Here is a 22,391-nt window from a genome sequence, read left to right as displayed (position 1 = left end):
GCCCTTGGCGTAGCTCAGCTCGCCGTCCGAAAGGCGCTCGTCGAAATTGAGCAGCAGCTTGGCCCCGCGCAACGGGCCGATCGCGCCGGTCTGCAGCGTGGTTACGTAGGATTGGGTGTTGAACGAGCCGTAGGTGATCTTCTGGCTGGCGCCCATCACGTCGCTGACGGTCGGAGAGAACAGGTGCACTGCGCCGCCGAAATTGGCCTGGCCAAGGTCGCCCGCCGCGCCGGGACCGCGATCCACCACCGCCGCGCCGATCGTCGACGACGGGAAAAAGGCCGCGGGATGGTGGGTGGTGTCGTTGGCGTCGCCGAAGGCGATGCCGTCGTAGGTGACGTTGTACTGGCCGTCCTGGAAGCCACGGATCACGCTCTTGGACTCGCCGAGCCCGGGGCCGTTGGTCGAGGTCCCCGAGACGCTCGGGGAAAGGTTGACGATCTGCGTGTAGTCCGCCGTCGTCGGGATGAACTGGTCGATCGCCTTGCGGTCGATAATCGATTTTGGCTCGGTCGCCTCGAGCGGCGTCTTGGTCGGCGCGGCGGTGACGGCGGCGCTGGCCCCGGTGACCACCAGCTCGGAGACCTGGCGGCCGAAGTCGGGCGTCTCAGGGTCGATGTGCACCGGCCCCGTCTCGGCGGCGGCTGCAGCCGCCGCGGCGTCGGCCGCAAACGCCGGCGCGCCGCCCGCCACCAGCACGAGGCCGAGGCCCGTACCACAAAGAAGCCGCGCCAGTCGCGCGGACGAAAGATTGTAACGCATTGGAGATCCCCCTCGGATTTGTGGGGGAGACACAGCCTGCGCCGCGAAGCTGCAAGTTAAAGAAACGTCTCAAATATTTGACAGTTCTATGACGGAAGCTTTGCTCGCGCGCACCGCATTGATTTTTATGGAAATAGTATAGGTTGTCACAGAACCTACACAGATATTGAGATATCTCAACCTGTAGCGACCTTGCCAAGCGGAGAACCCTTCGGAATGTTGCTTCTTCCGCCCGATCACGCCGCTGCGCACCCGGCAAGGCCAAGGGCTCACCCCCGTCTGGGGCGCTTCGCTTTGCGCGTGCTGATCATAGAGGATGACGTCGAGGCCGCCTGGCACATGGCGGACGACCTCGAGGGCTTCGGCGTCGAAGCCGTGGTGATCCACGACGGAGCGCAGGCCTTGGCGCCTGGTCTCGGCGACGGATCGTTCGACGTGCTGATCATCGACCGCATGCTGCCGGGCTGCGACGGCCTGAGCCTTTTGGGGCAGCTTCGCGAGCGTGGCGTAGAGACCCCGGCGCTATTCCTCACCGCCATGGGCGCGGTGGCCGACCGGGTCGCCGGCCTTCAGGGCGGCGGGGATGACTATGTGGTCAAGCCCATCGATGCCGAAGAGTTGGGCGCGCGGGTCCAGGCCCTGGCCCGCCGCCGCGGCCGAACCAGCGACACCACGGCGCTGAGCTGCGCGGATCTGGAGCTGGACCGCCTGCAGCGCAGGGTCCGCCGTGGCGGCCAAACCATCTCGCTCCTGCCGCTGGAATACCGCCTGCTGGAGTTCCTGCTGCTCAGCCGCGGACAGCCGGTGACCCGCAAGATGCTGCTGGAGCAGGTCTGGGGCTTCCGTTTCGACCCGCGCACCAACATCGTCGAGACCCATATCAGCCGGCTCCGCGCCAAGCTGAGCGAAGGCGGCGGCGCGCCGCTGATCCACACCATCCGAGGCGCCGGCTATGTCATCCAGGACGCCTGACGCCGCCGCCTCCGCACCGGGCGGCTTGCGCCGGTTCTGGCGGCGCACCGGAACGCGGGTTTTGGCACTGCAGGCCCTGGCGCTCGTGCTGGCGTTCGGCGTGGCCGGCGCCCTGGCCAGCGTCTCGATCCGCCAGATCAGCGAGCGGGCCTACCGGGCCGACGTCCTGGGCGAACTCGCCTCGATGGATGACGAGTGGCGTCACAAGGGCGTGGGCCACCTCCCTTTCACGGTCGCCAAGCGCTCACGCCTCTGGCACGGATTCGAATATGGCCTGACCGGACCGGGCGGCGGCTACCTGGCCGGGGATCCGAGCCTGGCGGCGCTGGCCCGCGCCGGCTGGACGCGGCCGATGGCCGGAAGGCGGCTGGTGCTGGCCTACACCGAGCCGCTGCCCGGCGGCGGCTGGTTCACGGTGGGTCGCGACCTCACCGCAGAGCAGGATCAGATGCGCGACCTGACGGCGCTCCTGGCGCTCTGCGGGGCGGTGGGCGTGGCGATCTGTCTGGCGACGGCCTACCTCACGACCCGCTGGACCTGGCGGCGGCTGGACGAGCTGTCGTCGTCCGCCGCGCTGGTGACCGCAGGCCGGCTTGACGTCCGGGCGCCCGTGAAGAACCCGGCGGCGCCGGACGAGATCGACGAGGTCAGCCTCGCCTTCAACGCCATGCTGGACCGCGTCAGCCGGCTGGTGGGTGAGCTCCGCCGCGTCACCATGGACGTGGCGCACGACATGCGCCGACCGTTGACCCGCCTGCGTCAGAAATTGGAACGGCTGGGCCGGGAGGCGCAGTCCATGCCCAAGGTCGCCGCGCAGGTCCAACGGCTGGACGCCGAATTCCTGGAGATCCTGCGGACCTTCGACGCGCTGCTACAGCTGGCCGAGATCGAAGGCTCGGCGCGCCCGGAGGACCTGGTCAATCTGACCGACGTGACCGAGCGGGTCACCGAGGCCTTGCGCCCCGACATCGAAGAGGGAGGCCGCACCCTGGAGGCAGTGATGGAGCCGGCGATCGTGCGCGGCGACTCCGATCTCGTCGCCCAGGCCGTCGTGAACCTGTTGGAGAATGCCGCGCGGCACACGCCCGCAGGGACCCAGATCGTCGTCCGGGTGGAAGCCAACAGCGGCGCGCCTTCGCTGCAGGTGCGCGACAATGGACCGGGGATCCCCGACACCCTCAAGAACCTGGCCCTGGCGCCCTGGGGGCGCCTTGAGGCCAGCCGGAGCGCTTCAGGCTCCGGCCTGGGCCTGGCGATCGTCGCGTCCATCGCCGAGCGGCACGGCGCGCAACTCGAGCTTTGCGACGCCGAGCCAGGCCTTGACGCCCGCCTCCTGTTCCCAGACGCGACGGCCGACGGCGCCTGACGCCGGCGAAAGCGGCCTCAAGCGCTCTCCGCCACGACCTGATCGCGCCCGCCGAACCGCGACAGCACGGTCCAGCCGGCGAGCGCGAAGGCGGCCCCCAGGCACCAGCCGGCCAGGACGTCACTGGGCCAATGGACGCCGAGGTAGACGCGGCTGAAGCCGATCCCGAGCACCAGGGTGACGGCCAGAACGAACACCATCGACTTGGTCCCGCGGTTTGGCTCCAGGCTGGCGATCAACATGGCGAGCGTCAGATACATTGCCGCCGACAGGGTCGAATGCCCGCTCGGGAAACTCGACGAATAGACATAGCTGCCGTGCGGCACGAGCTCCGGTCGCGGGCGGCCGTAGAGCGATTTCAGCGCCTCGCTGGCGATATCCGCGAGAACCACCGTGGCCGCCAGGATGGCCGCGTGCCAGCGTTTTCCGTGGAACAGGAAGGCCAATACGCCCACGACGGTCGCGAGAGTCACCACGGTGACGCCGCCCAGGGCGGTGACATCGCGCATGGCCTCCTGCAGGGACTGCGAACCAATCGGGTCGCTCGGGTCGGTCGGATTGCGCAGCGCCAGCAGGAGGCTCTTGTCGAGGCTGAGGGTCTCGCCCTCGCCCACCTCGCTGCCGATGTTGAAGAAGCCCCAGAGCGCGCCTGCGGCGGCGATCATGAGGATCAGGGCGCGGCTTTCGATACGCCGCAGAAGATGCCTCAGGAACCTTGGCGCCGGTGCGCCGCCTTGGGCCTTCGCCGCGGGTTTCAGGGCCGTCGGCCCTAGCCGAACACGCGGTAATGGACCGGCGGCCAACGCAGGGTCAGCGCCACGGCGGCTTCGGCGGCGTCGCGGGTCTCGTCGGCGCCGTCGGCCACCGTCACGCCGTCCTGGTCATAGACGCACCACCGCCAGCCCTCTTCCACCTGGCTGAGCGAATAGGCGAGCGGCGAATCCTGCGGCATAGCGGCCCTGCTCCATACGGACGACCCAGACCCAAACCCCCGAAAGCTCAATGGGTTTCGCGGCGCCGCAGCATTGTCTTCGGACCTAGCGGAAACGTGACCAGCCCGGTCTTAGACATCGGTATCCAGCAGATTCCGTCCGGCGTCACGCAGGTTCGCGCAACCGGTGAGAACCATGGCCACCGCGAGCTCGGACTTCAGCGTACCGAGCATCCTGCTGACCTGCTCTTCGCCACCTGCGCCCAGGGCGTAGGCCCAGGCGCGGCCGATCAGGCAGGCCCTGGCGCCGAGCGCCATGGCCTTCAGCACGTCGAGGCCCGAGCGGACCCCGCCGTCCATATAGACCTCCAGGTCGGAGCCCACGGCGTCGACGATCCGCGGCAGGGCGGAGATCGATGACCTCACGCCGTCCAGCTGCCGCCCGCCATGGTTCGAGACCACCAAGCCCTGGGCGCCGGCCTTCGCGGCGCTCCTGGCGTCCTCGGCGTCCAGCACACCTTTGATGACGATCGGCCCGTCCCAGGTCTCGCGCACCCAGTCCATGTCCTTCCAGGTCACCGAACGGTCGAAGTTGCGCGCGATCCAGGAGAGGAAATCGGTCACCCGCCCCTGCTTGCCGCTGACCGCGCCGGCCACCGAACCCAGGCTGTGCGGCCGCCCGTGCGCCCAGACGTCCCACATCCATTCCGGATGGGTCAGCCCGTCCCAGGCCTGGTTGATCGCCCCGGACAGGCCGCTGGACCCCGTGAAACCTGAGCGCACGTCGCGATAGCGCGCGCCGGGCATCGGCAGGTCGACGGTGAACACCAGCACCGGACAGCCCAGCGCCCTCACGCGGCCCAGCAGCTCGCGCATATAGCCGCGATCCTTGAGCATATAGAGCTGGTACCAAGGCGGCGTCCCGGCGGCGGCCGCGACCTCTTCCGCGTCGCAGACGCCCATCGCCGAGAGACAGAAGGGCACGCCCGCCGCCTTGGCCGCCTTGGCCGCCTGGGTCTCGCCGCGGCGGGCGTACATGCCCGCCATGCCCACAGGCGCGAGGACGATCGGCATCGCCAGCGCCTGGCCCAGCGTCGTGACGCTCATGTCGAGCGCCGACATGTCGCGCATCACCCGCTGGCGCAGCGCGATCGCTTCCAGATCGGCGACGTTGCGCTTCAGCGTCACCTCAGCGTAGGAGCCGCCGTCGATATATTCGAAGAAGATCTTGGGGAGCCTGCGCCGCGCGAGCTCCCGATAGTCCGAGACCGAAGCCGCGCGCAAATCGCCCTCCCCTTCAAGCCGGCCCCATCAGGCGGAGAAGCTTGGACCCCGATGCGCCGGTCCGCGCAAGCCTCAGGCGGCTACGGCCCGCGGCGGAACGCTGATGATCCAGACCTGGTGGCCGCGGGCCAGCAGCTCGCCGCCCGTCGAGAACAGCGCCACCCCGGCGGTCTCCTTGCGGCCTTCGCGCGTCAGCGGCCAGGCGGCGACGATGCAGACCTCCCCGGCTTTCGGGCGCCGCAGCACCTCTCCGGTCATGGTGCCCAGGAGCGCGCCATGGCGGCCCTCCTTCACCACCCAGGCGAAGAAGCCGGGGCAATCCAGCGCCGCCCAGATCACTTCGGTGGTCGCCAGGCCATCGCCGTCGGCGAAGGCCTGGTCGGGCGTCCAGAGGCAGGCGACATGACCGGCCGGCGCGCCGTCGAGCCGGCCCGGAAACACCCGCAGGCCGTCCCCCTCGTGGCGGTCGGGGCCACAGGTGAAGCAGATCGGGTGGATGCGCTGCTCGTGGCCGAGATAGCGGGCGCCCGCGGCCCGAGCGGCCTCGACGCTCGGCGGCGCGGGCGGTTCGGGCAACAGGTCGGCCACAGCCGGATCACCCCGACCGATCAGCCCGCCGGCCGCGTCGGTCATTACCGCCGCGCCTTCCGCGAGCGCGATATCCAAGTCAACGTCCAGCGGCACGCGAGCCCGCAGGACCGAGGTCACCGGGCCTTCGAGGTCCTTCGCCAGGACGCCGCAGACATAGCCGCCGTTGCCGGAATTGGGAGGCCCGCAAAACTGCTGGGCGATGACGATCTTGGCCAAGGGGAATCGCTCGAACGCTAAAGGATCAAATCAATGGCCAAGGCTTTTCCACGGAAGCCCGCCGACGTGAAAGCCCAAATCGCTGCGACGCAGCGTTGGACCGCGCCGGGGCCTGCGCTAGTTTGCACACGACCAAGGCCCTTCGGGCGGATTCGGACACGACGACGAGGAGAGATCGGTGAGCGAGCGGATGGAACGGCCCTGGGCCCTGATGCGCCACCACGCCGGCTGGGCGGACGTCTTCCACATCGAGACCGAGGCCGCCGATTCCATCACCGGCTTCTATCCCGACCGCGAGACCGTGGGTCCGCCGGTGAGCTATTCAGTCCGCGCTGTCCTCGCCCGCTTCCCGACCCTGGAGGCCGCCCGCGCCGCGCGCGAAGGCGCGGTGTCCGAATGGCGCAAGCACGACGCTGGGGTGCGCGACGCCGAAGCGGCCCTGCGCGACGCCGAGAAGGCCCGCGAGGACGCCTGGCTGAAGTGCCTGCGCGACGCCGCGGAGCGTTGACCTGACCTGGAGCCCTTCCCACTCAGGTTGGATCAACCTGAGTGGATAAGAAGGGCTCCAGATATAGACGACGACCCTAGGAGGCCGCCCGGTATTTGCTGTGGCAGGCCCCGCAGGCGGCGCCGACGGCGCGGTCCTGGGCCTTGATGGCGTCCAGGTCGCCGCCCATCGCCGCCTGCTCCAGCTTGACCGTCTCGGTCTGGAGCTGGGTCGCGGCCTTGTCGAAGCCCTCGGCGTCGGTCCAGATGTCGGCCTTGGCGGCGGTCTTCAGCCCGGTTTCCGGTCCACTGCCCTTTGGGAACCAGGTCGGCAGCGCCGCGGCTGTCCCCTTGATCTTGGTCGCATTGGCCAGGATCACCGCCTTGTCCGGGGCGTCCTTCTTCAGCTCGTCGTTGATCGCCTTGAAGCCGGCGGCCTGGTCGCGGAAGTGGGCTTGGCGCGCCATCAAGGCCTGACCGGCGGGAGTCGAGGGCGCGCCAGGCGCCGGCGGTTCAGCGGCCAGAGCCGCGCCGGCCGCGAGGCCAAGGGCGGCCAGGGCCGCGATCAGGGGTCTTCGGGCCATGCGCGGTCTCCTGGAGACGCGTCAGCGTCCGGTGGCTGGAGTGTGACGGGATCGGCGCGACGGCGTCAACGCGCAGCCTTGACCGGTTCGCCCTGCGCCTTGCCCTCGGCCAGCAGGCCCGCGCAATTGGCGTCCTTGGCCAGGCCGGCATCGACGAACGGCAACAGCACGGCCACCGGTGAGAGCAATGCGCCCAGCGCCAGGGCCGCGCCGCCCTGGGCGATCGCCCGGCCCTTCTCGACGCCCACTTTTGGCGACAGCATTGGGCCGTCGATCGTGATCGGAGCCAACAGGCGCACGAGCTGGAATTTCTTCGGGTGGCCCCGCACACGGAAGAGCAGGTGCTCGGTGTCGAGGTTGACGGTGCCGTCGCCGTCGATGAGCACAGGACCGGTGTCGACGACCAGGCGGTCGGTGTTCAGCACGCCGCCCTTGGCGTTGAAGTGGACCACGGCGCACCGCAACTGGGTCGTCGTCTGGTCTTTGGCGAACAGCAGGCCCAGGCCCTTGATCACATCCACGCCGGCCAATTCGGCCAGGGATTTGCGGATTTCGCCGCTCGGCGCCACGAACATCACCTCGCCGTTGGCGTCGGCCATGGCGTCGTGCACGGAGTCGCCGGTCCCATGCAGGCGCACACGCCCGGCGACGGCCCCGACAAGGGGCGCGGCGCCCTGGAACTTCACGGGCAAGAGGTTCTCGAGCCTGGCGTTGACCAGGCGCAGGTCGAGGTCGGTGACCGCGTCGGTCTTGCGCCCGTCGAGTTGGATGAACCCCTGGACATGCCCCTGCGGCAAATCCAGGTCGAGCGGCTCAGCGCGCAACACGCCGGCGTTGAGCTTCACCCGCGTCGATCCGGATCTCAGGGGAACCGGAGCCTCGGTGATCGAGGCGGCCTTGTACGTGACATCGGCGTCCAGGGCGCGGATGCGGTCGAAGTTCAGGGTCGCGTCAGGGAAGATCTTCGCCTCCGCCCGCATCTGCTGAGCAACGGCGATCTGGGTGGAAGAGGCAACCTTGCCCACCTTCCGCGAGCCGCCGAACAAGGCGCCGAGGTCAGGAAAATCCAGGTTCTGGGAATGCAGGTCGGCAGTGAGGAAGGGCCGTTTGCCGCCCGTCTTCACGGACAGCGAGCCGCTAAGGTCGCTGCTGCCGACCCTGCCGGCGAGGCCGTCGAGCTTCCACAGGTGGGTGTCGCGCGAGAGCCGGGCGTGCAGATTGTAGGGCGGCGTGTTCGGCAGGGGCACGCCGGTCAGGCCATAGAGTAGCGACAGGTCCGGCCCGCGCGCCGTCGCGTCCATCTGGAACTGCGCCAGGTCGAAGGGCTTGGGCACCGCACCCTTGGCGGTCACATAGGTCTGGCCGGCACGGATATCGGCATCGAACGGATAGGGCCTGTTGCGATCGATATTGAGCAGCGGGCCGCCGGTGACCTGCAGATTGAAGGGTTGGTCGTTGAGCGTGCCGTGACCGTCCATCTCGAAGCCGCGGTTGGCGACGCCCAGTTGCTCCTTGGCCTCCACCGTGCCTGTGAAGTTGAGCTTCCGCTTGTCGTCGCGAAAATCGACCTTGCCGCCGTCGATGACGAATTTGCGGATCGGCGGCAGGCGCAGGGGCTCGTCCGGCTTGGCGCCGTCGGAGAAGTCCCAGGTCGCGCGGCCCTCGCCGTCCCGATAGAGCGCCGTGCGCGGCCGGTCGAATTCCAGCAGGCGCAGGTCCAGGCGCCCGCCGAGCAGGGCCATCAGCCGGATCTGGACGGCGATCTTGTCAATGTCGGCCAGGTCCGCCTTGCCCGCCCAGGCCGGGTTGGCGATGCGCACGCCCTCCACCGTGGCGCTGGGTTGCCAGGACCAGAGGTGGACGCGCAGGTCGCCGTCGATGCTGACCTGGCGATGGATGCGGCCCGAGGCGATCGCCGCCACCGGCCCGCGGAACCAGTTCCAGTCCCAGATGGCGGCCAGACCGGCAGCCGCGGCGACGAGCGCCAGGAAGCCGCCGGCCGTCCAATAGAGCGCGCGCCTCCGCTTTCGCGGGACCGACGCCTCTTCGTCGCGCCCACCCTGCTCGGGTGTCGTGGCGGTGTCAGTGGTCAAACGATCTTGCTCCGCGGCGCCCAACCCCGTCCAAACGCACGACAGGCGATTAGGCGCCCTCTAGTGGGTGACGCCGCGCCCAGAAAGCGCCGAGACCGCCGTCGCCGCCAGGATACGCAGATCGAAGGCCAGCGACATCCGTTCCAGATATTCCCGGTCCAGCCGCGCCTTCTCAGGGATCGGCAGCTCATCGCGGCCGTTGATCTGCGCCCAGCCGGTCAAGCCGGGACGCAGGGCGTCGACGCCATCGGCCGTGCGCAGCGCCACCAGATCGTCCTGATTGAACAGGGCGGGCCGCGGGCCCACCAGGCTCATGTCGCCTTTCAGCACGCTCCAGAGCTGCGGCAGCTCATCCAGGCTGGTGCGGCGCAGGAACCGGCCCAGCGGCGTCACCCACTGATCGGGATCGGCCAGCAGATGCGTGGCCACGTCCGGCGTACCGATGCGCATGGTGCGGAATTTGGGCATGGCGAAGATGCGGTTCTTGCGCCCGACCCGCCGCGACCAGTGCAGGGCCGCGCCCGGGCTTTCCAGCCGGACGGCCAGCGCCAGGCCCGCCAGCAGCGGCGACAGCAGGACCAGCCCCGCCAATCCGCCTGCAATATCCAGGGCCCGCTTCAAGCCTGCTCCCGCCGTTCACGCCGCGCGAACCCGCGACGCCGCCGGTTGTAAGCAAAGCCGCCGGGCCTGTCAGTCCGCCTTGGGCGCGGCGGCCTTCTTCTTGACCTTGGGCGCAGGCGCGGCCGCCTCGGCGACAGCTTCGGCGAAGACCTCTGCGGGCGCTTCCTCGACGCCGGCTTCGAACGGCTCGGGCGCCAGAGCCTCCAGCACCGGCGAGATCGGCGCGGCCTCGCCGCCGACGGGTGCAAAATCGGGCGTCGATTCCGCCAGGGCTTCGAGCGCCGGAACCGGAGTGGCCTCCTCGGCGGCTTCGGCGACCGCCTCTACGATCGGCTCAGCCATCGCTTCAGCCTCGATCATTGGCTCAAGCGTAGCCTCGGCGATCGGCTCGGCCGCCAATTCCGGGGCGGCTTTAACGACGGCTTCGGCTTCCTCGACAACCACTTCGGCCACCTCGACGGCGGGGGCCGCCAGCGCCTCGACCTCGGCCTCCACGACCGCCTCGGTCTTGGCCGCCGCGCCGAACATCGCTTCCAGGTTCTCCGGCCGCGCCCAGCGGGTCATCCACCACCAGGTCGCGCTGCTCACCGCAACGCCGGCGAACAGGCCCCAGAGCGGCGAAGCCAGGCCGACGGGTACGCGCATCAAGGTTTGCGGCTTCGCGAGATTGTCGGTTTCCGGGGCGAAGGACATGGCGGTCTCCTGCAGAAGATTGTGCGCTGCAGCATATCACGCCAAGCCATCTCGCGAGTGCGACAGATCGATGAAAAACCGATTTGTGATCGGGCGCCGCGCAAACGGGCGCCGGGGCTTCAGAGCCTGTAGGTCCGCGCGCCGCCGCTCTGCCCCAGGGTCTCTGCTGTCCAACCGCAGATTGCCCCGAGCACGCGGGCCATATCCGCCGGCCCGTCCAGCAGCACCAGGGCGCAGCCGTTCATCTTCAAGGGGTCGGTCAGCGGCCGCATCCGCGTCTCCGCAACCAGCAACGGGCCGGGCTCGGCGTCTTCCAGATCGCGCAGGAAACCGTCGAAGGTCTCCAGGTCCTTGAGCGGCAACCAGACCAAAGCCATCGCCTGGCGGTTGCGGCGGCGCACGGCGGCCAGGGTCTCGACGATCCGGACATAGTCGTCGGACCGCTCGAACGGCGGATCGATGAGGATCAGCGCGCGGCCTGACGCCGGGGTCTGCGCGACCGCCGCTTCATAGCCGTCGGCCAACAGGGCGCGGACGCCGCGCTTGCCCTTCATGCGGTCATGCAGGGCCGCATGCTCGTCTGGGCGCAGCTCACACGCCAGGTAGCTCTCGCCGGGCCGCAGGGCCTCGGCGATCAGCCAGGGCGAGCCCGGATAGCGCCGCGGCGGCCCCGCGCCGTTCAGCTTGCGCATCGCCGCGATCAACGGCGCGAACTCGGCCGGCGCGTCGGGCGCCGCCATCAGGCGGACGATCCCGGCCTCGGCCTCGCCGGATTTGAGCGCCTCGGGTCCCGCCAGGTCGTAGAGCCCACGCCCGGCGTGGGTGTCGATCACGCTCAGCGGCCCCGGCTCGCGGTTCAGACGCGCCAGCAGCTGCAACAAGGCCGCATGCTTCACCAGGTCGGCGAAGTTCCCGGCGTGGAAGGCGTGTCGATAGTTCAAGGGTTGAGCCTCGCAGGAACCGTGGCCGCGCATATCACGTTGGCGCAGCCGAGGTGGAGGCGTCGCGTGGCCAGGGACCTTGCCGATCCGATTGTTCCCGCCGCCGAACTGCAGGCGGCGCACCTGACTTACGTCAGCGACCTCGACCCCGGCATCCGCCGCCGCAAAGCCGGCCACGGCTTCAACTACCTCGACCCCGAGGGCCGCCCGGTCACCGCCGAGCCCGCTCTGGACCGCATCCGCAAGCTCGCCATCCCGCCGGCCTGGACCGACGTCTGGATCGCCCCCACCGAGCGCGGCCACATCCAGGCCACCGGCCGCGACGCCAGGGGGCGCAAGCAGTACCGCTATCACGCCCGCTGGCGGGCCGTGCGCGATCGCGGCAAGTATGAACGGCTGATCGCCTTCGGCCGCGCCTTGCCCCGGCTGCGCAAGCAGGTCGAACGCGACCTCGCCCGCCGCGGCCTGCCGCGTGAGAAGGTGCTGGCCGCCGTTATCCGGGTCATGGAAATCACCCTGATTCGGATCGGCAACGAGGAATACGCCAAGACCAACAGGAGCTTCGGCCTGACCACCCTGCGCGACCGCCACGCCAATATCGGCTCTGAGAAGGCGGTGTTCGAGTTCCGCGGCAAGAGCGGCAAGGTCCACACCACCGGCTTCAGCGATCGGCGCCTGGCCCGCATCCTCAAGGCCTGCCAGGACCTGCCAGGGCAGCGGCTGTTCCAATACCTCGACGGCGACGGTCGTCGGCATTCGGTGGAATCCGCCGACGTCAACGCCTACCTGCGCCAGGCGATGGGCGAGGACGTCTCGGCGAAGGACTTCCGCACCTGGGCTGGCACCCTGGTCGCCGCCTGCGCTCTGGTCGCCCTACCCCGGTGTGATGGCGTGGGCGAGGCGAAGGCCAACATCGTCACCTGCGTGAAGGCCGTCGCCGGCGTGCTCGGCAACACGCCCGCCGTCTGCCGCAAGGCCTACATCCACCCCGCGGTCCTGGACGCCTACGAGGCTGGCGCGCTGCCGCTGAAGGCCTCGGCCGGCGGCCGCGCCTTCGAGCTGGCGGTGCTTAAGTTCCTGGAGCGCCGACCATCTCGCGTCCCGTAGGTAAATCATCAGATCTCGGATTACTTGATAAGGGAAAGCAATCGTCCCGACACGACTTGCATTTTGGCCGGAACGTCGGTCGGTCATAAAATATTGGCGCAAACTTCTCAAAAACGATGCCCATGTCGCGGCCGGCCACGCGGCCAACGCCGACCATCATGCGACCGAGGCGAGCAAGCTGCACGCCGAGCATCACGGCGAGATCGAAGACGAAGACGAGAAAGAAGAAGCCGCCTGAGCGCCGCGATTGCGACGTCCGCGCCGTTGGCTGTCGAAAGGCAGTCGGCGGCGCTTTTGGGCGGTGGGTCGAGCTAAGCGGGCGCGGCGCGCCATGATGCGGCTGGGGATGGCCTTCCCTCGGGTCCGCCGCCTAAGGTCGGCGCCAGACACCCGGAGGGAAGACCCATGCTGCCCCAGCGCCTGCGCTTCGGCGCCTTCATCGCGCCGTTCCATCCGATCGACGAGAACCCGACGCTGGCGATCCAGCGGGACCTGGAGCTCGTGGAATGGATGGACCAGCTGGGCTTCGACGAGGCCTGGATCGGCGAACACCACTCCGCGGCCTATGAGCTGATCGCCAGCCCTGAGGTGTTCATCGCCGCCGCCGCCGAACGGACCAAGCACATCAGGCTGGGCACCGGCGTTTCCTCCCTGCCCTACCACCACCCGCTGATCCTGGCCGACCGGATCAACCAGCTCGACCACATGACCCGCGGCCGGATGATGTTCGGCGCGGGCCCCGGCGCGCTGGTCTCCGACGCCTTCATGATGGGCATCCCGGTCGCCAAGCAGCGCGACCGCATGGACGAGGCGCTGGGCTGCATCGTGCGCCTGCTGCGCGGCGAGGAAGTCACCCACAAGTCCGACTGGTTCGAGCTCGACAAGGCGCGGCTGCAGATGACGCCTTACTCGCGGCCTTCGGTGGAAATGGCTGTGGCAAGCCAGGTCTCGCCGACCGGCGCGCGGGCCGCGGGCCAGCATGGCTTGGGCCTGTTGTCGCTGGGCGCCACCTCGACCGCCGGGTTCAATGCGCTGGCCTCCAACTGGGCCATCGCCACCGAGCAGGCGGAAGAGCACGGCCACATCATGGACCGCAACGCCTGGCGCCTGGTCGGGCCCATGCACATCGCCGAGACCCGCGAGCAGGCGATGGAAGACGTCCGCTTCGGCCTCGACAAATGGATCTTCTACTTCCGCGAGATCGCCAACCTGCCGATCGTGCCGGAGGGCCCGGACCCGGTGAAGGCCATGGTCGACACCGGCCTGGCGGTGATCGGCACGCCGGACGACGCCATCGCGCGCATCCAGCAACTGGTGGACGAGAGCGGCGGCGGGTTCGGCGCCTTCCTCTTGATGGCCCATAACTGGGCCAACTGGGGCGCGACCAAGCACTCCTATGAGCTGATGGCCCGCTACGTCTTTCCGCACTTCCAGAACCTGAACGACAACCGCCACGCCTCGATGGCCTGGGTGAAGGACAACAAAGAGGAGTTCACCACCCAGGTGCGTGGGGCCGTCGGCGCGCGGATCGTCCAGCACATGATGGAGAAGGGCGCGGAGAACATCCGCCCGGAGATCGTGGCCCTGATCACCGGCGCCGCGGCGCCGCCGCCCAAGGCGGACGGCTAGCGGCTGCGCCGCGCGGCCAGGGCGCCGCCGATCAGCGCGCCGGTCAGCGCCAAGGTCACCGAAAGCGCGAAGATCGGGGTAGCAATCGCTCCGGTTCCGGCGCTGGCCCCGCCGCTGACCGCGTCCAGCACCACATAGGCGCCGCCCAGGGCGACGGCGAAGACCATGGCTTTGCGCTGCGGTTGCCGGCGGCCGAGGACATAGGCCGTCGCGAACAGCAGCAACGCGCCCAGCGGCGGCGCGGCGAGCTCGGCGATCTGCGACGCCTTGGCCCCGTAGAACCCCGGCGGATGGCCGGGATCGATCAGCTTGGCGTAGGCGAAGATCACCGCCGTCGTCAGCGCCAGGTTGAGCGCCAGGACCAGCAGCGCCGTCAGCGCCGCCTTCAGGGAGTCCAGCGGCTTCACCCTCAGCGCCGGTAGGAAAAGCCGATCCGGAAGGTGCGCGGCTCGGACCAGCTGTCGGTGAAGTCGGCCGTCTTGCCGGTGGAGATCCTCGCGTCGGCCAAGTTGTCGACCGCCACATAGACCTCCTCGCCGGGGGCGAGGCTCCAGGCGCCGCGGGCGTCCCATTCAGCGCCCGGCGGCAGCCGGCGCGTGTTCTGGTCGTCGTCGTACTGGGTGGAGACGTAGCGCACGCTGCTGGACAGCGTCAGCTTCTCCATCGGCCGCCAGTCAAGTCCGCCGGTCACCGTCCAGGCCGGCGTCTGGGCCGGCTTGAGCCCGGTGAGTTGCGGCGCGCTCGATCCGCCGTCCACCCTGGCGTGGGTATAGGCCAGCGCCGTGCGCCAGGAGAGCTGCGAGGTGACATCGCCATTGGCGTCGGCCTCCAGGCCCCAGGCGTCGATCTCGCCGGCGTTCTGACGCTGACGCAGGGTGCCGCCGGCGACGATGAAGCCGGCGATCGGCAGGGCCGGAACTATGCCCGGACCGACGCCGATGGTCACATTGGTCACCGGGTCATTGAGCTGGTTGTAGAAAACGGTGGCCTGCCATTTGAACAGACTGTCGCCGCCAAGGCCGGCTTCAACGCCGTAGAGCTTCTCTGGCCGTAGCAGCGGGTTGGCCTCGGTCACGTCGTTGCCAACCCGGAACGGGCGGTAGAGCTCGTTCAGCGTCGGAGCCCGGAAACCGGCGTAGGCGGCCGTACGCACCCACAGCTCGGGGTCGATGGTGTAGCGAACGCCGATGCGGCCGGTGGGCACCGTGCCGGAAGCGTCCGGCGAGGGATTGTTCAACGTGGTCACGCCCGTCGCCAGCACGAACTCGTGGCGCCGCGCGTCGGTGGAGGTCCACTCGTCGATCCGCGCCCCGCCGGTCACCAGCCAGGGGCCCTGGTCGTAGGCGGTTTCCAGATAGATGCCGGCGACGGAGGTCTGGCCGCCGGCGTCGCGGCCCATAGTGTAGGCATTGTTGACCACCTTGAAGAGCTCGTGGTCGGTGCCGAGCGCCCAGCGCGCGTCGGCGCCGAACTCCCAGGTCGCCACGCCCCAATGGCCCTGCAGGGCGGCGTTGACGCCATAGCCGGTGGCTGGCGTCGAGAACTCGTTGTTGGCCGGCGTGGTCGTGGCCCGGTTGGGCGCCACCGAGACGGAGGTGTTGGCCAGGTCGCTGGTCCGCGTCCAGGCCTGCAACCGCCAGCCGCCGACGCCCTCGCTGGCCGGCTGGGCCAGCGTGATCGTCTCGGCTGTGCCCTTGGCCGTCGAGCGCGCGCCCAGCAGGCCGGCGCCTCGGCGTTCCTCGAAAACCTCGGCCCGCGCGGCGGCCTGGACGCCGTTGAAGTCGTGCTGCACCCGGACCGCAGCGTTGGCGTCTTCCAGGTCGAGCGGCGTGTCGGCGGCGCCGGCCGTCTTGCCGCGCACCGGCGTGTAGCCGTCGTTGCTTTCGCCGGAGACCGTCACCAGCACGCTCTGCGTCCCGCCGGAGACCGCTGCGCGATAGGCGCCGCGCTCGCCCGCCGAGACGTCCATCGCGCCCAGCCCGTCGCGCGCGCCGCGCTCGTGCAGGGCGATCACCCCGGTCAGCGCGCCGGCGCCATAGGGCCCTGCGCCTGCGCCGCGCACGATGGTCGCCCCGTCCAGCCCCTCGGACGGCAGCGCCGTCCAGATCACCCAGCCACCGAACGGGTCAGTCACCGGCGCCCCGTCCAGGGTCACCAGCGCCCGGCCCGCGCCGGAGCCGGCGATGCCGCGCAGCGACACGCCCTGGGTAGTCGGATTGGCCGATAGCGAAGTCGTGCGGCGGAACAGCGAGACGCCCGGGGCGCTTTCCAGCGCTTGATCGAGGCGCGGCGTTTCCTTCAGGATATCGGAACCGATCTGCACGGCGCTGAACACGGCGTCACCGCCGAGAGGCGGCAACCTCGGCGGATAGACCACCACGACCTCGACGGTCGCGGTGGGCGGAGGTGCTGCGTCGACCATCCGAACATTCCCTGATCAGCCCCTTGCTGGGCTTTCCCCGGGGTTAGCGCTATCCAGCCGTCATGAAGAGCGCAACTGCCAAGGTCGCTATCGTCACCGGCGCAGGGTCCGGGATCGGCCGGGCTGTGTCCTTGGCGCTACTGGGCTCCGGTTGGTCGGTGGCGCTGGCCGGCCGCCGGGCGGCGTTGCTGGACGAGACCGCGGCGATGGCCGGCGAGGCCGCGGATCGCGCCCTGCCCTGCGCCACCAATGTCGCCGAGCCGGCCTCGGTCGCGGCCCTCTTCGAGGCGACGAAGGCCCGCTTCGGCCGCCTGGACCTGCTGTTCAACAATGCCGGGACCGGCGCGCCGCCCGTGCCCCTGGAGGAGCTCTCATTCGACCAGTGGAAGCGCGTCGTCGATGTCAACCTGACCGGCGCGTTCCTCTGTACCCAGGCCGCGTTCCGGCTGATGAAGGACCAGGACCCGCGCGGCGGGCGGATCATCAACAACGGCTCGATCTCGGCGCATGTCCCGCGGCCCCGCTCGGTGGCCTACACCGCCACCAAGCACGCCATCACCGGCCTGACCCGATCAACCTCCCTCGACGGCCGCGCCTACGGCATCGCCTGCGGCCAGATCGACATCGGCAACGCCGCCACCGAAATGACTAAGGCCATGGGCAAGGGCCACGGCGTTATGCAGGCCAACGGCTCCATCGCGCCCGAAGCCGTCATGGACGTCTCCGCCGTCGCCGACGCGGTGCTCTACATGGCCGCCCTGCCGCCGGAGGCCAACGTCCAGTTCATGACGGTGATGGCCACCGCCATGCCCTTCATCGGCCGCGGCTAGGCGCCTTAGGCGGAGCATTCTCGCCCGACTTTTGTGCATCGCAGTATTTCTTATATCGCGACGCAACATTTTCGATTGATCGGTACGGAATCGCCGCTAGGCTTGGTCTCAGGCGACAGGTCGACGTCAGTTTCCGACCGCCGCCTAAGAGGAACGCCGGTGAAAGGGGTTGTCATCAACCTCCATCCGGAAACCAAGCCATGAACCGTATCGTGATCCTGGCGGCAGCCGCCGCCACCCTGCTCGCCGCGCCGGCCTACGCCGGGGATTCCATCCGAATTTCGGTCGTCGGCAAGACGCCCGAACAGCTCCGCGCCGAGGTGTACGTCGCCGCCCGGCGGCTTTGCGCGAGTGACGTCGTCGGCTCCAGCTTCCCGCTCGACGAAATGCGCGCCTGTGTAAGCCGCACCGTGGACGCAACCCTCGCCCAGATGCATGACCCGGCGGTCAAAGTCGCCGCCCGCTAGCCCCTTCCCGGTTCGGGCGGATTCACCTGAACTGGATAAGAAGGGTCTATCTTCAAGGATTTAGAGCGCGCCGGATGGGTCAACCGCCTTCCACTTGACCCTGACGCGCTCTAATCCGCGAACTGCGGACTGCGTTTCTGCAGGTTCGCCATCACGGCCTCGACCTGGTTGGCCGAGCCGATCAGGGCGCCCTGTTCCTGGCTCTCCGCGAGGAGCACGGCGTGCTGGTCGGCCTCGGCCGCCAGGTTGAAGAGCCGCTTGCCGGCGCGGATGGCGTGCGGATTCTTGCCCGCGATCTCGGCGGCCAGCGCCAAGGCCTCGGCCCGCGGGTCGGCGCAGACGCGGGTCGCCAAGCCCATCGCCACCGCCTCCTCGCCCGAGAAGATCCGGCCCGTGAAGGTCAGCTCGCGGGCCACGTCGTCGCGCACCAGGCCGCGCATCAGCACCATGCCGGCCATGTCGGGCACCAGGCCCCACTTGATCTCCAGCACCGCCAGCCGCGCGTCGGCGGCCACGTAGCGAAGGTCGGCGCCCAGGGCGAGCTGGAAGCCGCCGCCGAACGCCACCCCGTGCACCGCCGCGATCACCGGCACAGGGATCTCGCGCCAGACCATGCAGGCGTGTTGGGCGCGGTTGGAGCCGCCCTCGGTGCGTTTCGGCGTCAGCAGGGCGTCGCTGGTGCGTTGGCCGCCACTTCCCGAAGCCATCTGCTGGAACGAGCCCATGTCGAGCCCGGCGCAGAAGGCCCGGCCTTCGCCGGACAGCACCACCACGCGTAGGCCGGCCTCGGTTTTCAGCCGCTCGCCGGCCTCGATCAGCGCCGAGAACATGGCGTCGTCCAGCGCGTTCATCTTGTCCGCCCGGACCAGCCGCACGTCGGCCACGCCGCCCTGGATATCCACGCTCACCCGGTCGTTCATCGAAACCTCCGTCTCAGGCCGCGGTCAGGACGTAGCCGACGCGCGGGAAATGCACATGGATCAGGTCGAGTTCGCCGGACTCACGCGCGACGGTGATCCGCTCCGAGGTCGCCGCCACCAGCCGTCCTTCGATGGGGTCGCGGCCATAGTCGTCGGCACGCACGATGACCGCATCGCCCGGCTTCAGGCCGGAGCTGTCGCTGGGTCCGCCGGCGCTCAGCGCAGCCGGCGCCGAGGTCATGGCGACCTGCAGCGCTTCCGCGCCGGTCATCTCGCTGCGCCGGCCGTGCCCCAGGGCCCTCACCCGTTCGCGCCAGCCCAGGGTCTTGGGCAGCCCGTCCAGCAGGGCGGCGGCCGCGTCCGGCACTGCGCGGCCCAGCCACCAGACGTTCATGTAAGCTGCAATGTCAGCCAGGGACGGCGTGGATCCGCCGAGGAAATCATTGCTGGCAAGACCGCGCTCGATCCAGGTGGCATGAGCCCGCCACTGGGCCTTCATCGGCCCGGCGGCGGCCTTCATGGCCGCCATGTCGAACGGCCGCCCGGACAGCTTCTCACGATCGTCGATGAACGCCTTGGGAACCTGGTCGCCCATCTCGCCGAACACCACCGCCACCGTCGTCTGGAAGAACAGGCGATCGGCCCAGAGATTGACCGCCCAGTCAGCGCCGCGCGCCACGGCGGGCTTTCCGCGCCGCGCCTCCAGCTCGGCCAGGATCACCTGGGTGTCGCAATAGACGTCGGCGCCGATCTGCAGCACCGGAATGCGCCGATAGCCGCCGGTCAGCGGGATCAGGTCCGGCTTCGGCATGATCACCGGCTGGATCACCGAGCGCCAGGAAAGCCCCTTCACGCCCAGCATCACCCGTACCTTCTCCGAGAACGGCGAGGTGTCGTAGTGGTGCAGGATGATCTCCTGGGTCATGTAGGGAAGGCCTCGGCGCCGGCCGGCGCATGTCTCACCTGCGAGGCTTTCGCCGCCTGGAAGCCTGGCCGCGTCTGCAGCCGGGCCCAGTAGGCCGCGATGGCCGGCGTGAATTCCGCGTCAAGGCCCAGCTGGGCGGCCAGCAACAGGGCATAGCCCACCGAAATGTCCGCCGCGGTGAAGCGGTCGGCGCACAGCCAGTCATGCCCCGCCAGCGCCCGGTCCACGGCCCGCAACCGGGCCAGGAACCATTTCGCGTAATCATCGGCCACCACCTCGGCCTTGCCGGGCTCGAAGCGGCGGTAGCGCAGCACCAGGGTCTGCGGGAAGGTCAGTGTCGCCTCCCCGAAATGCAGCCAATTCAGCCAGGCGCCGTAGGCTGGATCGGCGACATCCAACGCCAATGGGCTCGGCCCATAGCGGGTGACCAGGTATTCGACGATGGCCGCAGACTCGGTCATGAAGGTCGCGCCGTCGACCAACGCCGGGATTGTACCCAGCGGATTGACCGCCATATATTCCTTGGCGCGATAGCGCGGCGGGAACGGCATCACCGTCAATTCGTAGTCGAGGCCCAGCTCCTCCAGCGCCCAGAGCGGGCGGAACGATCGCGCATCGGCGCAATGGTAGAGGCGGATCAACGGACGCTCTGCAGCCAGGGGATCAGGAGCGCGGTCACCTCCGCCGGCCGCTCCTGCTGGGTCCAGTGGCCGCAGCCAGGCAGGACGTGGACGCCGCGCAGGTCCGTCACATGCTGGCGCATCATGGCGCCGGGATCGGCGATGCGGCCGAAGCCGTTGAACGCCGGGTCACGATCGCCCCCGATCAACAGTGTGGGCATGTCGAGCGTGCGGCCCTTGAACTGCTGCAGCCATTGGAAGTCGCGCTCGTGGTTGCGATAGCGGCTGATCGGCCCGAAGAAACCGGAGCCGGTGAACTCGCCTACATAGTAGTCGAGGTCCGTCGGCGTCAGCCAGGCCGGGAACACCTCCGGATCGACCATGCCCTCGAGCAGCGTCGCGCCATGTTTCTTGGTGGGCCAGGTTCCGGTCGGCGCATCGCCGCTGGCGCCGTAGTAGAACTTGCGCAGGAAGCCGCGCACGTCGGCTTCGGCCTCGGCCTCCGGCGGACCGACCTCCTGGAACCAGGCTTGGTAGAAGAACAGACCCTTGTCGGTGAAGGCCTCGCGGAAAATGTCGGTGAAGGGCCGGTTCGGCACGCCCGAATAGGCCACCGACAGCCCGGCGGTCGCCTTGAACGCCTCAGGCCGGCTGAGTGACGAATTCCAGACGATCGGCGCGCCCCAATCGTGGCCGATCAGGATCGCCGGCGCATCCGGCTGCAACGCCCTGGCCACGCCGGCCACATCGGCGGTCAGGTTCTCCATCGAATAGGCGGCGATCTCACCCGGCTTGTCGGAGCCGCCATAGCCGCGCACGTCGATGGCCGCCGCGGTGAAGCCGGCCGCGGCGATCGGCCCGAGCTGATGACGCCAACTGTACCAGCTCTCGGGGAAGCCATGGACCATCAGGACCAGCGGTCCGTCGCCCTCGATGGCCACGCGAATCTGCGCCCCGCCGGCGTCGATGGTCCTGAATTCGGGCATTTCGCCGCTCTCCCTGAGGCCGCCATGCTCCCCGCTGGGCGCGGCGGTGGCAAGGGTGACTTCGCGGAACCCCCAATGGCCGAGCATTGACCTGACCTCCCGGCGTGACAGCATCGTCCCATGAGCCACGCCGCCAGCCGATCCGTCGCCGGGTCCACCGTCCTCATCACCGGCGCGGCCAGCGGCATGGGCCGCGCCACCGCCGAAGTGTTCGCCGCCGAGGGCGCGCATGTGGCCCTGACCGATATCGCCGCCGAGAGCGTGCGCGAAGTGGCCGACGACCTGGTGCATCGCGGCCTGAGCGCCGAGGCCTGGACCTTGGACGTGGCCGACGCCGCCGCTATCGAGGCGGTCGTCGCCCAGGCTGCGGCGCGGTTCGGTGGGCTCGATATCATCGTCAACAATGCCGGGATCGGCGGCTTCGCAGCCGTGGACGCCGACAACTACGAGGCGGTCTGGACCCGCGCGCTGGGGGTCATGCTGAGCGCCCACCAGCGGATCATCCGCGCCGCCTTGCCCCATTTGCGCAAGTCTGCCTCTCCGCGGATCGTCAACATCGCTTCCACCGAGGCCCTGGGCGCCACGGCCCGCGACAGCGCCTACGCCGCGGCCAAGGCGGGCGTCGCCGGTCTGACCCGCGCCTTGGCGGTTGAGCTGGGTCCGGAGGGGATCACAGTCAACTGCATCTGCCCGGGCCCGATCCTGACCGGCATGACCGAGGCGATCCCCGTCGCCGACAAGGAGACCTTCGCGCGCCGCCGCACCGCGCTGCGTCGCTATGGCCGCCCCGAGGAAGTGGCCCACATCACCCTCAGCCTCTGCCTGCCGGCCGCCTCCTACATCACCGGCGTGACCATTCCGGTGGACGGCGGGTTGATGGCTCGGAACGCCTGAGGCCAACCCACGGAATTTGTTAATTCTCGGCGCCTATGTTGGTGCGTGCTC

Annotated in this window: 24 protein-coding genes; 8 read left to right on the top strand and 16 right to left on the bottom strand. The window is 69.2% G+C overall.

The genetic code is table 11. The annotated features are described in order from the left end of the window. The coding region (locus VHS75_RS02705) for a TonB-dependent receptor plug domain-containing protein (protein WP_329637064.1) at positions 1 to 762 on the bottom strand (762 nt) is incomplete at its 3' end. A gap of 300 nt (positions 763 to 1,062) precedes the next feature. Between VHS75_RS02705 and VHS75_RS02700 the strand changes: the two genes are divergently transcribed. Next, positions 1,063 to 1,734 (top strand): response regulator transcription factor, encoded by a 672-nt coding sequence (locus VHS75_RS02700; protein ID WP_329637063.1) that lies wholly within the window; start codon positions 1,063 to 1,065, stop codon positions 1,732 to 1,734. A 61-nt stretch (positions 1,735 to 1,795) separates the two neighbouring features. Further along, complete coding sequence (locus tag VHS75_RS02695; protein ID WP_329637062.1) at positions 1,796 to 3,100, top strand: HAMP domain-containing sensor histidine kinase; 1,305 nt, start codon at positions 1,796 to 1,798, stop codon at positions 3,098 to 3,100. 17 nt (positions 3,101 to 3,117) lie between these two features. Here the strand turns inward: VHS75_RS02695 and VHS75_RS02690 are convergent, their stop codons facing one another. The 4 genes from VHS75_RS02690 to VHS75_RS02675 all read right to left on the bottom strand — a co-directional run bounded on the left by VHS75_RS02690 (position 3,118) and on the right by VHS75_RS02675 (position 6,122). Further along, a complete protein-coding gene (locus VHS75_RS02690) occupies positions 3,118 to 3,765 on the bottom strand; it encodes a phosphatase PAP2 family protein (RefSeq protein WP_329637061.1) in 648 nt (215 codons plus the stop codon). A gap of 104 nt (positions 3,766 to 3,869) precedes the next feature. Further along, on the bottom strand, positions 3,870 to 4,052 hold the full coding sequence (locus VHS75_RS02685; RefSeq protein ID WP_329637060.1) for a hypothetical protein: 183 nt from the start codon (positions 4,050 to 4,052) through the stop codon (positions 3,870 to 3,872). A 111-nt stretch (positions 4,053 to 4,163) separates the two neighbouring features. After that, on the bottom strand, positions 4,164 to 5,315 hold the full coding sequence (locus VHS75_RS02680) for an L-lactate dehydrogenase (RefSeq protein WP_329637059.1): 1,152 nt from the start codon (positions 5,313 to 5,315) through the stop codon (positions 4,164 to 4,166). Between the two features lie 72 nt (positions 5,316 to 5,387). Further along, entirely contained in the window at positions 5,388 to 6,122 is a 735-nt protein-coding gene (locus tag VHS75_RS02675; RefSeq protein ID WP_329637058.1) for a hypothetical protein, read from the bottom strand. A 178-nt stretch (positions 6,123 to 6,300) separates the two neighbouring features. On the opposite strand from VHS75_RS02675, the gene VHS75_RS02670 reads away from it, so the two are divergent. Beyond that, positions 6,301 to 6,630, top strand: coding sequence for a hypothetical protein (locus tag VHS75_RS02670; protein ID WP_329637057.1), 330 nt, complete (start codon positions 6,301 to 6,303; stop codon positions 6,628 to 6,630). A gap of 76 nt (positions 6,631 to 6,706) precedes the next feature. On the opposite strand, the gene VHS75_RS02665 is transcribed toward VHS75_RS02670, so the two are convergent. The 5 genes from VHS75_RS02665 to rlmJ all read right to left on the bottom strand — a co-directional run bounded on the left by VHS75_RS02665 (position 6,707) and on the right by rlmJ (position 11,540). Beyond that, positions 6,707 to 7,192 (bottom strand): cytochrome c, encoded by a 486-nt coding sequence (locus tag VHS75_RS02665; RefSeq protein ID WP_329637056.1) that lies wholly within the window; start codon positions 7,190 to 7,192, stop codon positions 6,707 to 6,709. 65 nt (positions 7,193 to 7,257) lie between these two features. After that, positions 7,258 to 9,285, bottom strand: coding sequence for an AsmA family protein (locus VHS75_RS02660; RefSeq protein ID WP_329637055.1), 2,028 nt, complete (start codon positions 9,283 to 9,285; stop codon positions 7,258 to 7,260). Between the two features lie 60 nt (positions 9,286 to 9,345). After that, on the bottom strand, positions 9,346 to 9,906 hold the full coding sequence (locus VHS75_RS02655; protein WP_329637054.1) for a sugar transferase: 561 nt from the start codon (positions 9,904 to 9,906) through the stop codon (positions 9,346 to 9,348). A gap of 69 nt (positions 9,907 to 9,975) precedes the next feature. Beyond that, the gene (locus VHS75_RS02650; protein ID WP_329637053.1) at positions 9,976 to 10,599 is read right to left on the bottom strand and encodes a hypothetical protein; all 624 of its coding nucleotides are present in this window, start codon (positions 10,597 to 10,599) and stop codon (positions 9,976 to 9,978) included. Between the two features lie 119 nt (positions 10,600 to 10,718). After that, positions 10,719 to 11,540 (bottom strand): 23S rRNA (adenine(2030)-N(6))-methyltransferase RlmJ, encoded by an 822-nt coding sequence (gene rlmJ / locus VHS75_RS02645; RefSeq protein WP_329637052.1) that lies wholly within the window; start codon positions 11,538 to 11,540, stop codon positions 10,719 to 10,721. 66 nt (positions 11,541 to 11,606) lie between these two features. On the opposite strand from rlmJ, the gene VHS75_RS02640 reads away from it, so the two are divergent. Together VHS75_RS02640 and VHS75_RS02635 are read left to right on the top strand one after the other, a co-directional pair. Next, entirely contained in the window at positions 11,607 to 12,647 is a 1,041-nt protein-coding gene (locus tag VHS75_RS02640) for a DNA topoisomerase IB (RefSeq protein ID WP_329637051.1), read from the top strand. Positions 12,648 to 13,052: 405 nt separating this feature from the next. Next, complete coding sequence (locus VHS75_RS02635) at positions 13,053 to 14,276, top strand: LLM class flavin-dependent oxidoreductase (protein ID WP_329637050.1); 1,224 nt, start codon at positions 13,053 to 13,055, stop codon at positions 14,274 to 14,276. Here VHS75_RS02635 and VHS75_RS02630 read toward each other — a convergent pair. Both VHS75_RS02630 and VHS75_RS02625 read right to left on the bottom strand, forming a co-directional pair. Beyond that, positions 14,273 to 14,683, bottom strand: a complete 411-nt coding sequence (locus VHS75_RS02630) for a hypothetical protein (RefSeq protein ID WP_329637049.1) — start codon at positions 14,681 to 14,683, stop codon at positions 14,273 to 14,275. The two genes, VHS75_RS02635 and VHS75_RS02630, sit on opposite strands and share 4 nt — an antisense overlap. Positions 14,684 to 14,685: 2 nt before the next feature. Next, positions 14,686 to 16,698, bottom strand: a complete 2,013-nt coding sequence (locus VHS75_RS02625; protein WP_329637048.1) for a TonB-dependent receptor — start codon at positions 16,696 to 16,698, stop codon at positions 14,686 to 14,688. A 62-nt stretch (positions 16,699 to 16,760) separates the two neighbouring features. Between VHS75_RS02625 and VHS75_RS02620 the strand changes: the two genes are divergently transcribed. Together VHS75_RS02620 and VHS75_RS02615 are read left to right on the top strand one after the other, a co-directional pair. Then, complete coding sequence (locus VHS75_RS02620) at positions 16,761 to 17,528, top strand: SDR family oxidoreductase (RefSeq protein WP_329637047.1); 768 nt, start codon at positions 16,761 to 16,763, stop codon at positions 17,526 to 17,528. Positions 17,529 to 17,728: 200 nt separating this feature from the next. Continuing rightward, positions 17,729 to 17,995: a hypothetical protein gene (locus VHS75_RS02615; protein ID WP_329637046.1), complete on the top strand. Its 267-nt coding sequence runs from the start codon at positions 17,729 to 17,731 to the stop codon at positions 17,993 to 17,995. Between the two features lie 110 nt (positions 17,996 to 18,105). On the opposite strand, the gene VHS75_RS02610 is transcribed toward VHS75_RS02615, so the two are convergent. The 4 genes from VHS75_RS02610 to VHS75_RS02595 are packed head-to-tail and all read right to left on the bottom strand — an operon-like array spanning position 18,106 to position 21,446. After that, entirely contained in the window at positions 18,106 to 18,915 is an 810-nt protein-coding gene (locus VHS75_RS02610; RefSeq protein ID WP_329637045.1) for a crotonase/enoyl-CoA hydratase family protein, read from the bottom strand. Between the two features lie 13 nt (positions 18,916 to 18,928). Next, entirely contained in the window at positions 18,929 to 19,840 is a 912-nt protein-coding gene (locus VHS75_RS02605) for a glutathione S-transferase family protein (protein ID WP_329637044.1), read from the bottom strand. Beyond that, positions 19,837 to 20,481 (bottom strand): glutathione S-transferase family protein, encoded by a 645-nt coding sequence (locus VHS75_RS02600; protein WP_329637043.1) that lies wholly within the window; start codon positions 20,479 to 20,481, stop codon positions 19,837 to 19,839. Before VHS75_RS02600 ends, VHS75_RS02605 begins: the two co-directional genes overlap by 4 nt. After that, complete coding sequence (locus VHS75_RS02595; RefSeq protein ID WP_329637042.1) at positions 20,478 to 21,446, bottom strand: alpha/beta hydrolase; 969 nt, start codon at positions 21,444 to 21,446, stop codon at positions 20,478 to 20,480. Before VHS75_RS02595 ends, VHS75_RS02600 begins: the two co-directional genes overlap by 4 nt. A gap of 120 nt (positions 21,447 to 21,566) precedes the next feature. Between VHS75_RS02595 and VHS75_RS02590 the strand changes: the two genes are divergently transcribed. Next, positions 21,567 to 22,340, top strand: a complete 774-nt coding sequence (locus VHS75_RS02590; protein ID WP_329637041.1) for an SDR family oxidoreductase — start codon at positions 21,567 to 21,569, stop codon at positions 22,338 to 22,340. The last annotated feature ends 51 nt before the right edge of the window (positions 22,341 to 22,391 follow it).

This window comes from Phenylobacterium sp. (assembly GCF_036264965.1).
GTDB lineage: Bacteria > Pseudomonadota > Alphaproteobacteria > Caulobacterales > Caulobacteraceae > Phenylobacterium.
Note: the sequence above shows the minus strand (reverse complement) of the source record. Positions and strands in the feature narration are given on the sequence as shown.